The sequence below is a fragment of the Desulfosporosinus sp. BICA1-9 genome (genome assembly GCF_000802135.1).
Map to the genome: position 1 here is coordinate 16,896 of NZ_JUEE01000071.1, position 12,639 is coordinate 29,534.

At 40.2% G+C, this 12,639-nt stretch carries 13 protein-coding genes and 2 pseudogenes; 2 read left to right on the forward strand and 13 right to left on the reverse strand.

Annotation, left to right across the window (positions count from 1 at the left end; translation table 11 throughout):
- Window positions 1-236: 236 nt before the first annotated feature.
- From JL57_RS09015 to JL57_RS09045, 7 genes are all read right to left on the reverse strand, one after another.
- Window positions 237-485 (reverse strand): cupin domain-containing protein, encoded by a 249-nt coding sequence (locus tag JL57_RS09015; protein WP_291299882.1) that lies wholly within the window; start codon window positions 483-485, stop codon window positions 237-239.
- 149 nt (window positions 486-634) lie between these two features.
- On the reverse strand, window positions 635-1,075 hold the full coding sequence (locus tag JL57_RS09020; RefSeq protein WP_034141716.1) for a YiiD C-terminal domain-containing protein: 441 nt from the start codon (window positions 1,073-1,075) through the stop codon (window positions 635-637).
- 703 nt (window positions 1,076-1,778) lie between these two features.
- The gene (locus tag JL57_RS09025) at window positions 1,779-2,138 is read right to left on the reverse strand and encodes a hypothetical protein (protein WP_034141717.1); all 360 of its coding nucleotides are present in this window, start codon (window positions 2,136-2,138) and stop codon (window positions 1,779-1,781) included.
- Window positions 2,139-2,305: 167 nt separating this feature from the next.
- Window positions 2,306-2,698 (reverse strand): hypothetical protein, encoded by a 393-nt coding sequence (locus JL57_RS09030; RefSeq protein WP_034141718.1) that lies wholly within the window; start codon window positions 2,696-2,698, stop codon window positions 2,306-2,308.
- A gap of 516 nt (window positions 2,699-3,214) precedes the next feature.
- The gene (locus JL57_RS09035) at window positions 3,215-3,895 is read right to left on the reverse strand and encodes a peptidoglycan-binding protein (protein WP_034141719.1); all 681 of its coding nucleotides are present in this window, start codon (window positions 3,893-3,895) and stop codon (window positions 3,215-3,217) included.
- A gap of 152 nt (window positions 3,896-4,047) precedes the next feature.
- The gene (locus JL57_RS33955; RefSeq protein WP_291299883.1) at window positions 4,048-5,103 is read right to left on the reverse strand and encodes a transposase; all 1,056 of its coding nucleotides are present in this window, start codon (window positions 5,101-5,103) and stop codon (window positions 4,048-4,050) included.
- 206 nt (window positions 5,104-5,309) lie between these two features.
- Window positions 5,310-5,795, reverse strand: coding sequence for an SOS response-associated peptidase (locus JL57_RS09045; RefSeq protein ID WP_291299884.1), 486 nt, complete (start codon window positions 5,793-5,795; stop codon window positions 5,310-5,312).
- Between the two features lie 604 nt (window positions 5,796-6,399).
- Between JL57_RS09045 and JL57_RS09050 the strand changes: the two genes are divergently transcribed.
- Window positions 6,400-6,834, forward strand: coding sequence for a DUF4181 domain-containing protein (locus JL57_RS09050; protein ID WP_034141720.1), 435 nt, complete (start codon window positions 6,400-6,402; stop codon window positions 6,832-6,834).
- A gap of 376 nt (window positions 6,835-7,210) precedes the next feature.
- On the opposite strand, the gene JL57_RS09055 is transcribed toward JL57_RS09050, so the two are convergent.
- Together JL57_RS09055 and JL57_RS09060 are read right to left on the reverse strand one after the other, a co-directional pair.
- A complete protein-coding gene (locus tag JL57_RS09055) occupies window positions 7,211-7,990 on the reverse strand; it encodes a DUF3102 domain-containing protein (RefSeq protein ID WP_034141721.1) in 780 nt (259 codons plus the stop codon).
- A 527-nt stretch (window positions 7,991-8,517) separates the two neighbouring features.
- Window positions 8,518-9,921 (reverse strand): PLP-dependent aminotransferase family protein, encoded by a 1,404-nt coding sequence (locus tag JL57_RS09060; RefSeq protein ID WP_034141722.1) that lies wholly within the window; start codon window positions 9,919-9,921, stop codon window positions 8,518-8,520.
- Between the two features lie 316 nt (window positions 9,922-10,237).
- Between JL57_RS09060 and JL57_RS09065 the strand changes: the two genes are divergently transcribed.
- Window positions 10,238-10,615: a hypothetical protein gene (locus JL57_RS09065; protein WP_034141723.1), complete on the forward strand. Its 378-nt coding sequence runs from the start codon at window positions 10,238-10,240 to the stop codon at window positions 10,613-10,615.
- Between the two features lie 235 nt (window positions 10,616-10,850).
- On the opposite strand, the pseudogene JL57_RS36325 reads toward JL57_RS09065, so the two are convergent.
- The 4 genes and pseudogenes from JL57_RS36325 to JL57_RS09080 form a co-directional block, all read right to left on the reverse strand.
- Window positions 10,851-11,369, reverse strand: a pseudogene (locus JL57_RS36325) (DUF3102 domain-containing protein); the annotation flags it as partial.
- 6 nt (window positions 11,370-11,375) lie between these two features.
- The gene (locus JL57_RS36330; protein WP_366557003.1) at window positions 11,376-11,603 is read right to left on the reverse strand and encodes a 4Fe-4S binding protein; all 228 of its coding nucleotides are present in this window, start codon (window positions 11,601-11,603) and stop codon (window positions 11,376-11,378) included.
- A 75-nt stretch (window positions 11,604-11,678) separates the two neighbouring features.
- Window positions 11,679-11,822 (reverse strand): annotated as a pseudogene (locus JL57_RS33970) (IS4 family transposase); the annotation flags it as partial.
- 331 nt (window positions 11,823-12,153) lie between these two features.
- A partial coding sequence (locus tag JL57_RS09080) for an ABC transporter ATP-binding protein (RefSeq protein WP_034141732.1) occupies window positions 12,154-12,639 on the reverse strand: 486 nt, incomplete at its 5' end.

Consider the following 12,639-nt stretch of genomic DNA (forward strand, 5'->3'; position numbering starts at 1 on the left):
AATCTGCGCATCTTGAACAATCCAGTCCACAAACAGATAATTTACCGATGACTTCGCTTTTTTCCATCCTAATCCCTCTCTTCACAATTATTAAACTAAATTGCAGGTAAGTTATCCAACACGCCCCTCTTGCCCATATCCTCATGCCTAGAACTTTACCCCGTGGGGTTCGCCCAGATAGAAGAGCCGTGGCTTCGAGTACGGTTCGGAGGCGAAGAGCTGGGAGGGGCTTAGGGTTACGATGTAGCGCCGTTTAGTTCACTATTCGTTACTCCGAGAATTCGTTTTCCTCCAAATGCATGGATAGTTCTTGTTCCAGCAATACACTTTCCCCATTGCTCAGTACCCTTTGGAATGACGATTTCATCACCCGGATTCAGAACATACTCTATATCATTCATAATTACCGTATATTGGCCGAAAATACAAACCATGTATTCATCAAATTCATGAGTATGTTTCTCCTTTAGCCTTATTAGTTCCATGGTAGGGATAGCAATCACCGACACATATACATACGAACTAGTTACATCAGACAGCTACCCCGGCGGGATTTAGCCGGGGGTAGAATGTGACCACTTGACAGGGAAGGCGTAGGGATATGTTGCAAAGACAAAACAAAGTGCTCTAAAAACTATCTAAACACTACGTACTGTCCTTCAAATTTTGATAATAGCTTATTTTCATCTTTGCAATACACATTTAACTTTATTCGAGCCCGGCTGAACTTGTTGAAGGTCAGTAGAAACTTTTCTATGTCTTCTTTCCTTTCTATCTTACACTCTGCTACGAAGTCCTTTTCTATAGGAAATAAGTATTCAATATTGCTCTTTTGAATTACAATATGTGGATTTGGATCAAATTCCTTTACATTTGCAAAAACTACTCCCCAGCCACACAGCGTCATCAAACTATTAATACTACCCGCAAACGCAGTATGCTTGTGATTATAATTTGGTTCTAGCCTAGCCAGCATTTTTACACTGGAAGGTTTGAACTTAATGACCTCTAACCTCATTTTCTCAGTTATGGGTATTTGTTCATACAAAAATTGTTGAAATGCAAATTCGTCCATAACTTCCCTCCAACTTGAAAATACCCTATACTACTTATCAACATTCTACATCTTCCTTAATATTCCTTCCAAATAACAGTGGCCATCCTATTTTTCATCCGCAAAATAAACGGCCAGACCGTCAAAAAAAGAACGATCTGGCTCAATATATTTCCCCGTACACTACGACGCGATAATAATAACATTCTACCTCGACGACCCGCTATACCGAGGCTTTCACTCAGCCCCGATATAGCACTATCAAGCACTCCACGTGCATCGTCCATGGAAACATATTAGTTATTTAACAACCTACTTCAACCGAGTCCTAATAAATACACAGTCCTGTTTTATCAATGGCCGAATCAGTGTTAATGCCTTAGAGACAGCTTCTCCAACGCGTTCGCCTTATCCTGCTCAGATGACTGCGTATAAATTGTTATAGGCTTTAATATCATCTGGGGCCAGCGTCAAGACTTTATCATACGCTTCTAGTGCGAGCTTATAGCTCATCTTTGCTGCCTGCTGCTGTAATAACCTGTTCTGTATATCTCCTAAACTTTGCAGTGAACAAGTCGCCAACACCGAAGTACCAATACTAAGCAAAATTAGAGTAGAACTAACAAAGCAGAACGTTATGACAATAGCACCAGTGTTCTAATCACAAAACGCTGGTGCTATTAAAATCTTACTGGCTGTATAAGAATAATGGGAAGTAATTAGATTAATACCCCATGATTTTTATAAAAGGACATTTCGGACTATAACCACAGACGCCAATAAGATGTAATAGTTCATTAATATATCTTTGCAGAAGTTTATCATTAACAGTATCCGCTATAAAGTTCAGTTCTTCAATCAATCCCTGAACCTGAATACTTTCAAGCACATAATCCTCGTATGGGCTAAACAAAGAAGTATAGTGAAGGTTATAGGCATTTCCTATGCAGGTCATTCTGTTAAATAGGGTTTCAGGTATACAAACAGGCTCACCGATTTCTTTAACCCCATCGTATTTATAAAAATGTACATTTTCCTCATCCTGATAGCTCTCATATTTAAAAAGATGTTCAAATATACCCATAAAACCCTACCCACCTTTAATTACATGTACATAACCTACCAATAACTCATAGTATGATAATTAGCGGAAGTGGGATAATTACAGTCACAAAGACGACAAACTATTTTGTTAATAAATGGTTTATATTTCTATAGAATTCGAACCATTTTGATTAACCCTACTCAAATTTATATTTTACTAGGTATAAGTAATTTCTTCAGTTCCTCTTTTGATTCTGTAGGCAATATTTCCAATAAATGCTTAAGTCCTGCGCTAAATAGTAAACCGAGCATTACTCTATCTCGTTCATGCCTGTTCATAAAAGGAGTTCCATCATATTCCCATTTGTGTTCAGCGCTTGTGTGGGTATCCCATTCCTCGATGCTCATTGTTTGAGGTTCTGCCGTGGGAACTAAATAACTTTCAGGTAAACCGCAATTCTCTAACGCTTCATAAGAAAATGCGTTAAGTTCAAGTATATATTTTACTGTATGTCCTTTAGCCTTCAAATCTTCTATCTGTTCGATTTCTTTTTTAATATATTCTTTATAGCAATTTGTTAAATTTGAATTGTTAACCAATTAAATCCCTCCATAACCTTGTAGGGAACATTATGGGCGAATATCGAGCAGTCTAAGTTTGCGCCTACCACAATGTGTCCCTTGGCCTCTTCGTATGTCCCAAAGACGATTCTCAATAATTCTCTCTTAAGATGCTGTTTTCCTTTAATATTACTTGATGATTTTGTAAAAGTATTATTATTATTTAGATTCAATGCTTTCATACAACCCTACGAATGTATTAGCTATCACGTTTCAACGTTAGGGTTATTCTCGGTTTACATTATTCTATGAATTGCCCCAGTATAAGAATAACTGGAAGTCAAAAGTTTTAAAGATACGTTCAAAATTTGGGTCTTTAGCGAAGATCAAACAAATGTTACCAGAAGTTATTTCTTTTGGTATGGGCTTTACTTAGACCGAACAATTGGATTTATTTCAATACGTTAACCAATAGTCAGGTGAACATCTTATAGTTTAACGGTTGTTTCTGAACCCATATATTAACAAGGCACGGTATTCATAAATATAATCAAGCTAATCGGTAACTGTAAATTGTATCGGATCAGTTTTAAGGATTCCGCGAGAAATCGTATCTGCATAAATCATAACATTATACTGATGTCCTCTAATTAAATGGTCGGTTGTCAAAAGAAAGCTATTCACACTCGGTAATAAATCTATTTCATAACCATTAGTGAGAGTCAAATAATTTTCTAAGTCTGTAACAATAATCATATATTCAACAGCTTCCGGGGCATAAGTCCAAGTTATTTTAACATCACCAAAGGGCAGAATTGATCCATCATTTGGGGATGTGATACGAAAAGAAGGATCAGTAGTATTCAGTAACTTGGATGTAAGAGTGAGCTTAATTGTTTGCCCAATCATCAGCTTATTAGGGTTAAGTCCTGGATTTAAAGAGGTGAGCTCTATTAGGGAGATATTATGAGCAAGGGCTAATTTGTAAAATGTGTCACCGGGTTTAATAATGTAAATATTGTGTGCATCAATCAATTCCTGCAGATATCCCCAGGTTACCGGTCCAACAATACCATCAGGAACAAAGCCGTAGTCATTTTGGAATTTGATTACTGCGGATGCTGTTTTTAATCCGAAAATCCCATCGATTTTTCCTGGTTGATATTTGAAGATAGTTAAAGCGGACTGTAGTTTGACTACATCTTCTCCCGTTGATCCTATACGTAAAATACGCATCTCTTTCACCTCTGTCACATTTTATACGATAATACTATATGTATTGTCTAGGTATGGTGTGTGATTGAAAAACTTTGTCACTATCAGAAAGAACAAATAGTTAAACTTTCACCAGTACACCTTCATTAAACTCCCATTTAGTGAACTTCCAGTTATCCTACAAATGCCGTCCAACTACATAGAGGTTGGACGGCATTTGTAATACTGGATTTAAGAATAATGCGAACTGACGATAATCCATTCACATTACGTCCCGAGGGTTTGCGACGTCGGGTGACTACTAATAAAAGCCTTACCATTTCTCGTTGAGTTGTGAAATGGTTTCTCAGTCGCCTTACCAAGTATAGCTGCATGATATTCGATGCAATAAAGATCAAATAGAGCACTGCTTCTACGGCATTCCCACCGTGCACAAAACAATGCTCTAAGCCACATTCACGTTTTAAGTTATTGAAAATTGAGTTCTCAATATCCCAGCGTGCCCTGATTATTTTGAACAAGGCCTTCAGTGTCATTTCCATACAAGTTGTTACGATCATGATCTGTGTGCGTAACTTGTTCTTATGTTTTATAGCAAATTTTACAAACCGCAACGGTTGCTCCACGTTGTCCATCTTGAAGGTTGACTGGTATACTTGAACTTTCTCAAATCCTTGTTCATCTTCCCAAACCTCAACCGCCTCCGTCTTATTTGCCGCCTTTTTTGCGAATCGCAAACTCTTATTATTATTGTTTTTTGCTCGGACAATTGCATCAATACCCAGACTTTTACAGTGGTTAATCCAGATGGAATTACAGGCCAGGGCATCATAAACTACAACATCCATTAATCCTTTATGGCTCTTCATGGTGCCTGAAAGCAGCCTTTTTCCTACGTTCAGCTCCCCTTCATCCTTTGATACAGCGTCTTGTCCGGGCTTGTACATCCCAAAGTCAATCACCAATTTTGGACCCATACCTACCGTTGACATGACAGCGCCACTATGGAAATAATGAGTCTTTTCTGTTTTGGTGCTTGTCAAGCATTCCGAACAGCTTTTCTTATTGCTCCCAAAGAATTTTGTTCCATCGATCGCGGCAACCATATAACCATCAATGGTACCGTTTTCAAAAACCTTATTCTCGACTGCTTTTTTTACAATGTCCTGATTGATTTGTTTTAGCCCGTTAATATTCAAGACTTTAAGCGTATCTCTGATCGCATCCACCTGCGGCAGCTTTGTCCCTCGGAGAAATAGTTACCGGAACTCATGATTCTTTATCATCAAATTTAGTTCGTTAAAGCTTTTTATCCTCAGCAGAAAACCAAAAAGTACCGGTAGAATAACTTGGCCTGTGCCAAAAGTTGGGTTAACTCTTCCGTCAGACAGTTTATTCAAACCACGTTCGATGTGGTAAACATTCTTCATATATTTTAAATGCCGTAAGCAACCATCCCTTCAGCTGGAAAAGGCGTTAGCAGGCCTTTGACTTCACGGCTTGGGATATCCGCACTCAGCCAAAGTGGCTCTGTGTCCTGTTGTAATATCACAGGCATTCGGTTGTGTATCGGCTCCATCAATTCATTCGGCGTAGTTGTAATGATCGTACATGTGTTTATAGTTTGACCTGTAGGTGATAACCACGAGTCCCATAGACCTGCGAAAGCAAATGGTCCGCCATCTTTCAGGGTGATTCTGAAGGGTTTCTTGACACGACCTTCTTTTCTCGACTCGTAGAATCCATCTGCCAAGACTAGACAACGCTTTTGCTCAAAAGACTTTCGAAAACTAGGCCTTTCCTCCAATGTCTCAGCCCGAGCGTTAATCAATTTGTTTCCAAGGTATTCATCTTTAGCCCAATAGGGTATTAACCCCCACCGAAGCCCTAGTAGACGGTTGCCTCCATCTTTATGGATCACCACAGGAACTTGTTGAGATGGAGCAATATTATAGCGTGGCCCAAACTCAAATTCAAGCTGGACTGGACCAAAACGTTCTATATGTCATTGGATTTAAATTTGGAGAAGGAATATCGGCCACACATTTAACTTTCGCCCTTTCTAAACACGTTTGATTGAGTATATTTGTCCATACTATCTCGAATCCCTTTAACACAATTATACAAGAGTTATATAGTTCCTGCTAATGTTTACAGCTCTCAAGAGAAAAAGAGAGTTTATGTAAGCGTCAGGGAGTTTTGCAAACGGTTTGTCGGGGTTTTACTTTATATAGCCTTGGACGTATGTTGATGTTATTGAAAAACTGATTGGTCAACACCAGTCAGGTATTATTTTTACTTAAAATCCGTATTTGTACAAACATTTAATGGATTGTTATTTCCTGGAGACCATGCTCTGTCGTAAAGAGATATTGGAGGAAATTCAATACCATTATTGGTAATATATGATACAATTGATTATGGATTTAACGAAACAATTAACTTTTTTCGTACTTGTTAAAATACGCACAGGTTAGATGAAATGTAGGCTGTTTTTAGGTAACCTGTGACTGGAGGTGAAACTCATGTATGGTCTTGGACCGAAGTTTTGGCAGGAGTTATTCCTCTTGCTAACCATTGTATTATTATCGCTAGTTTCATTTAATGCGGTAATGAGAAAACTGCTAAAAGTTGAGAAGAAGAAACTTTTTTCATATAACTATGTTAATGAGAAACATAAAAAAATTGATCGGACGATCAGGATTACATCTATAGTCGTCCTGCTAATCGGCTCTTTTGTTAATATGACGAGAGACCCTATGGATTGGATTTGGTTTTTTGAACCATGGTTTTTAATGATGGTATTTGTCCTTGCGACTGAAGTAGCTAGAGCTATTATAGAGTATAAATATGCAGAAAATCGAAATGATTACAAATTCACAATTAGTCAATTAGTATTTATTGTTATTATATTTTTCACATTATATTGGAGTGATTTTTTAGGAATGGCAAATTTATAATTTTGCCAACATAAGACCTACAGCATACCGGAAGCGGGTTAATGGCTGTGGTTATGTTCAGACTAGATATTTACCCATCCCATAGGATTCTGGTCCGGGGGATATAGTCCTCCAAATAAGGCTCCTCTATTGCTAACGCCAGCAAGCGCCGGTCAACCCGGATTATCAGCTGTTCAAAATAGCTCTTGAAATTAGCCTTTTCCCTACGTTCAGCTCACCTTCATCCTTTGATAAGGCATCTTTGTCCGGGCTTATACATCTCAAAGCCAATAACCAGTTTGGGCCCATTCCTGCCTCAAATTTCTGAAACTCTCTCGCCCCATCTTCAGAAGATTAATATCGAATTAGCGAGACCCTGAATCTCCGTGTCTCGGATTTACCACCTTTCATGAGTGGCATACGTTTCAACCGTCCTCATATTCGTCGTGGGAACAGGCGGCCACTCTTTAAGCCTTTCGACCATATATTCAGCAAGCTGGCTCGCGTCTTTACTGCATTTCTCCTTCACCGCCAGATCAAGGCTGGCCAGTTTGCCGAGGGCTTCCAGTAGCTCCTGGAATGTATCGGCGATAGTTTGACAGCTAGCGGTGCATCTTTCTTCATACTTCGTAGTAAAGGCTGGGGAGGCCGCAGTTTTTGGCCTGCTTCTTGGTTTGTCGGTTTTTTTGACGGTTTGATATTCTATCTTGATTTCCTCGGGATTATTGGACAGGGGTGTGACTAGGGCCTGCTCTTTCTCCGGAGGGGTTTGCTTCCGTTCTTTGAGAGCCCGATCCAGCTCCCCGGTGGTCATATTCTTCACATCATGCTCCAGGATAAATTTCTCCCGCTCATCTTCCGGAATCCCCAGCAGGAGAAGAGCCTGGTAGTAGGTCAAATTCGCCGGCGCCGGCGAATTTGACCTGCCTTCGCCCGCGCTGGCAGCGAATAGTTTATCTCCATATTCTTTAAAAAGCTGCATCAGCCTGTTGGCTGTGCGCTGGGAATAGCTCACTGATTCCACCAGCCATTTTCCCCATTCTCCATTGGGGAGCAGGTCCTTGTTCTCCTTCAGGCGCTTACCGATCTCCATGGCACTGGTAAGCATGGTTTTACAAGTCTGTTGTTTGATTCTATTAATCTCAGCTGCGATGACCAGGGGAGTACGTATGAGCATTGCACCCGTCGTTGCCCTAAAGGATCAACTTGGCATTCATAAAAATTAATTAATCAAACTTATCGTCTCCACGTGCGTTGATGTTAATGTAGATGTTACTTCATTGTATGTATTTCTAAACTCTTAGAGCAGGTGGTTTTCATATACGATATAAAAGTTACTTCGGGGGCTTATTGGAAGTCTGTTTTTATTCGTCGTTATTTCCTCCCTGAGGCAAAGAATGTCATGGGAGAAAATAAAAGAATACGCTTTGATTTTATGGTTATAGGGTATGTAACTTGGAGAAAACTGGGTCTTTCTGTTTCATTCTTAATTCTTTCAGTCGTCATTCTTCGGGAAAGTATGATAGTAATTCAGCTTATGGGTGGTGCCTTATGTTGAGAGCAACCTTTGTAAGCGAGAAAAATCCAACTCAGTCTGAATATTAAATATGCAAACGGAGCAATAGTGAGCCCATTCCGGCTCGTCATTGCTCTGTTTGCATACGCAGGGGTACGTTCAGATATAAGAGCCGTGTTGATCGAGCACTATTTTCGATGATACCAAGTGCGATATAATAGCTCAATTCCTCGATCAATTTCTTCAATACTCATGCCGCCAAACCCAATCATTATTTGCGATCTATTACCGTTTTTGTGAAGAAAAGTTCTAGAGAGTGGGAATAGTCGGACTTCGCTCTCCACAGCACGCTTGATAAGCTCCTCTTCACTAAGAGGATTATCAACTAGCTCTATAACAACGTGGAGCCCCGCTCCCTGACCAATGATTTTAACTTGAGTGCCGAAATGACGGTGAATCGATTGTAGGAGTGCGTCGTGCTTTTCTTTATAAACTGTTCGCATTTTACGCAAATGCCGTTCCCAGTACCCCAGTTCCATGAACTTTTGCAGTGTTCTCTGGTCTAATAGAGATACATTCGTAAAATAATCGCTGAATAACCTACGATAGACAGTTAGTAATCGGTGAGGCAGAACCATATAACTTACTCGAAGCGCAGGAGATAATACCTTAGAAAAAGTACCTACATAGACTATATTCCCTAGCGGATGTAATCCTTGTAACGCAGGAATTGGTTTGCCGAAGTACCTCAGTTCGCTATCATAGTCGTCTTCAATGATGACTCCCCCGACAGATTCTGCCCAATCAATTAATTTTAATCTTTTTGTCACAGGCATAACATAGCCTAATGGAAATTGATGGGAAGGCGTGACATATACAACGGTACTCTTGGTGTTCTGTAGACACTCTAAGTCTAGACCATCCGAATTTACAGATACGGTTGTGATAAAAAACGAATGATTTCGGAAAACAGCTTTTGGAACGAAATATCCAGGATCTTCTACAGCCAATTTCGAATGATCTTCTTTCAATATGGGCGCTAAGATAGAAAGACTATCTTGAAGTCCAGAGCAAACAACGATTTGTTCAGGATCACAAGAAACACCACGAAAGCGCGACAGATATCTTTGAATCTCGCAGCGCAAATCAAAATCACCTTGCTGATTACCATCGGAAGCAAGGTGATTTTGATCTTCCTTTAAACAATCAATATAAAGTTTACGCCACAGGTTAACAGGGAAACTGCCTGGGGAAAGACGAGCCGGATGAAAATCAAAGGCAAATGATTTTCCGTCTTCAGAGCCTTCTTTCAGCGACATGCATACTTGACGGAGAGGCGATGGGCGGAATTCAGGGTCTATTGATGAAACAAAGTATCCGCTTCTTGGCTTGCTATGTATATACCCTTCTGCATATAACTGTTGATAGGCATACTCCACAGTATTACGGCTTACCGATAATTCACTAGATAAGTTTTTAATAGATGGAAGCTTGGTAGTTGGGGGCAATTCCCCTGTTAATATTTGATTTTTAATCTGGTTATAAATTTTATTGTGCAACGGCTGACGACCCTGACCGTCCAATATAAACATTGCTCTCACCTAATCCTTTATATGAAGGATATTAACTACCGCCATTATATATAGGGTAATACCTAGCGTCAAGGCTCAGAAAAATTGCGCCAAGGGAAACTGCCCCTATACTTAATTTGAAAATTGCCCCTGTGTTTAGGGTTAATTATATCTTATAATCTGGGTGTCTGGTGGCTAACACATCGATTACTTTGTGCAGATGGTAATTCGAAAATTATTGAGTGCATTGCAGTAATAGAGGACACAATAATTGTGTCAACCAGTGGCCGAGTATGAGTTATCTAACACTTCTTCAAAACAGAAAGGATGTATTCTTATGCTTAATGAAAAATTATTGGAGGTACTTTCTAATCCCACAGACGGAGCCATCTCTATCGTGACCAACGGTGACGACGGCCCGCATTTAGTAAATACCTGGAATAGCTATATTGTGGTTACCCCTGAGGATAAACTATTAATTCCAGCTTACGGCTATAACAAAACGGAAAAAAATCTCAGCATTCATAACGATGTTACTCTTTCGATTGCCAGCAAGGAAATCCAGGGTTACAAGGCTAAGGGTACAGGCTTTATCCTGAAAGGAACTACCCGTTTTCTAAAATCAGCTGAAGACTTTGATCGTATGAAAGAAAAATTCTCTTGGGTTCGAGCAGTATTAGAGATAACTGTGTCATCTGCGAAACAAATGCTTTAAATTAGCTACAATATGTTGAGGTTTCCAATATTGTATTGATACCCTTGGTATTATTAAAATATACCTAAATATATTAAAAATACTCAAAACCAGCATATCATTTTTGATAATGCTGGTTTTTTTAACCCATCTAAATGGTCGCTCAAGAACATTGGCTCAAAAAGCCTTTAATGAAGTAACACCAACGTGCCTTGAGGATACCAAAGAGATGCCGCTGCCGGCATCTCTTTGTGCGCTAGTCTCTGTCCTTATTAATATTCAAATTTGTCTTAATCCCAGGAGGATATTTTTTCAGCGTCTCCACCATGTTAGTCGCTACCTTTAACGCCTCTTTCCTGTTTACTTCCTTCTTCACCGGGTCTACTCTGTTTAAGTCGACGAGAGTTTTCAGCAGCTCCCCGTAGGCGCTGAGCATATTGCCTTATCCGCTGCCTCTTCCGCCTTTTCTTGCTTTTGCGTCACCTGATTTTCCGGCTCTTGAAGGTCTTCTTTCTGAGGCGTCCGGCCACTTTCATTAATTGTCTGCCGCAGCTCCCGCTGGCTCATATGCCCAACATCATTGTCCGCTATAAATTGATCCCGGTCCTCTAGTGGGATCCCAAAGAGGATGAGTCCTTGGGTGTAGTTCAAATGTTGCATCGATGCACCATTTGGCTCCTTCCCCGACGGGGGAGGAGAGTATAGGACCGTACTCCCGGAAGGTTTTCATCAGTCTGCTGGCTGTGCTTCGGGAGTAACTCACTGATTCAGTGATTAGTGTTCATTCTCCGGAGTACATATCCAATCTTTGTATTGCCTTATACTTGCACCATTTCACACAGGTTCCGCATTTTGTGCACTTTTGTTCATCGATCACATAAGCTTTCCCACGTTCTTCGCTGATCGCCCCGGCCATGCAAACTTTTCTACATCTGTCGCAGCTCCGGCATTCTTCAGCGTTAATCTGATACCGATAGGGAGCTGTGTCTGGATTTGTTTTTGGCCCGATGACGCGCCCGGCGCTGCGCTAATTGGTATCCTGCTGATGATAGGCTTGGTGGTGCTTGGCGTGAGAGCCGCTTTGCGCAGACACTGATGAGAAATCCACGGGGATGAACGTATGTCCATCCGACCACCCTAATGTGAGCATGCGAAATCCATGATAGTAACAGCCCTTAGCATGATCCCAACACCTCGCGAGGAGTTCAACGGCCTTACTCCGATTTCGCCGCACTTAAGGCGGTAAGAAACCGACGCCAAGCATAGGCTGAATGGTTTAAGAAACGATAAACGGCGGCCTTGCATCGCGATTAATCTCAATCTTCATTATCTCTTCTACATCTTCAATAAATTGACCTCTTTCTTCTATTTTTAGTCTTAAGTACTCTTCGATTTCTGCTTATATATTTTGCTATATCTGTGATTATGGAATAATTTAAATTATTACCAGATTTTTTACTTTCTGATTATGATGATAGTCCCCGAAAATTATGTGTCAGAAAGGGACGGAATAATTAAAGCTTGCTTAATCGAAGAGTGCAATATAATTGAGAGTAAACTCAGATAATTATGGCTTTTCCTTTCCCAATCGTCTCCCCTTTATCTAAGATCACGACCTGATCTGCGATACTCTTAGCATCTTCCCTATCATGAGTCACAAAAATCGAAGTCATCCAAGTATCCTTCAAAATTCCGTTTAACTCTTCCCGAATCGATTGACGTAAATGGGCATCTAAATTACTAAAGGGTTCATCAAGCAAGAGAATCGATGGCTTCGGAGCAACCGCTCTCGCAATCGCCACCCTTTGCTGTTGTCCTCCACTTAATTCGTAGGGGTAACGCTTAGCATAATCCTCTAAATGTACAAGTTCCAACATTTCAAGGATTCGTTCGGTTTTTTCTTGTTTACTCAAATTCTTTAAACCAAACCGGATATTCTCCTCCACCGTCATATGGGGAAAGAGTGCATAGTCCTGAAAAACCATCCCAATTCCTCGTTTTTCCGGAAGCACGAATTCATGTTCATTAAATAGTATCTTTCCATT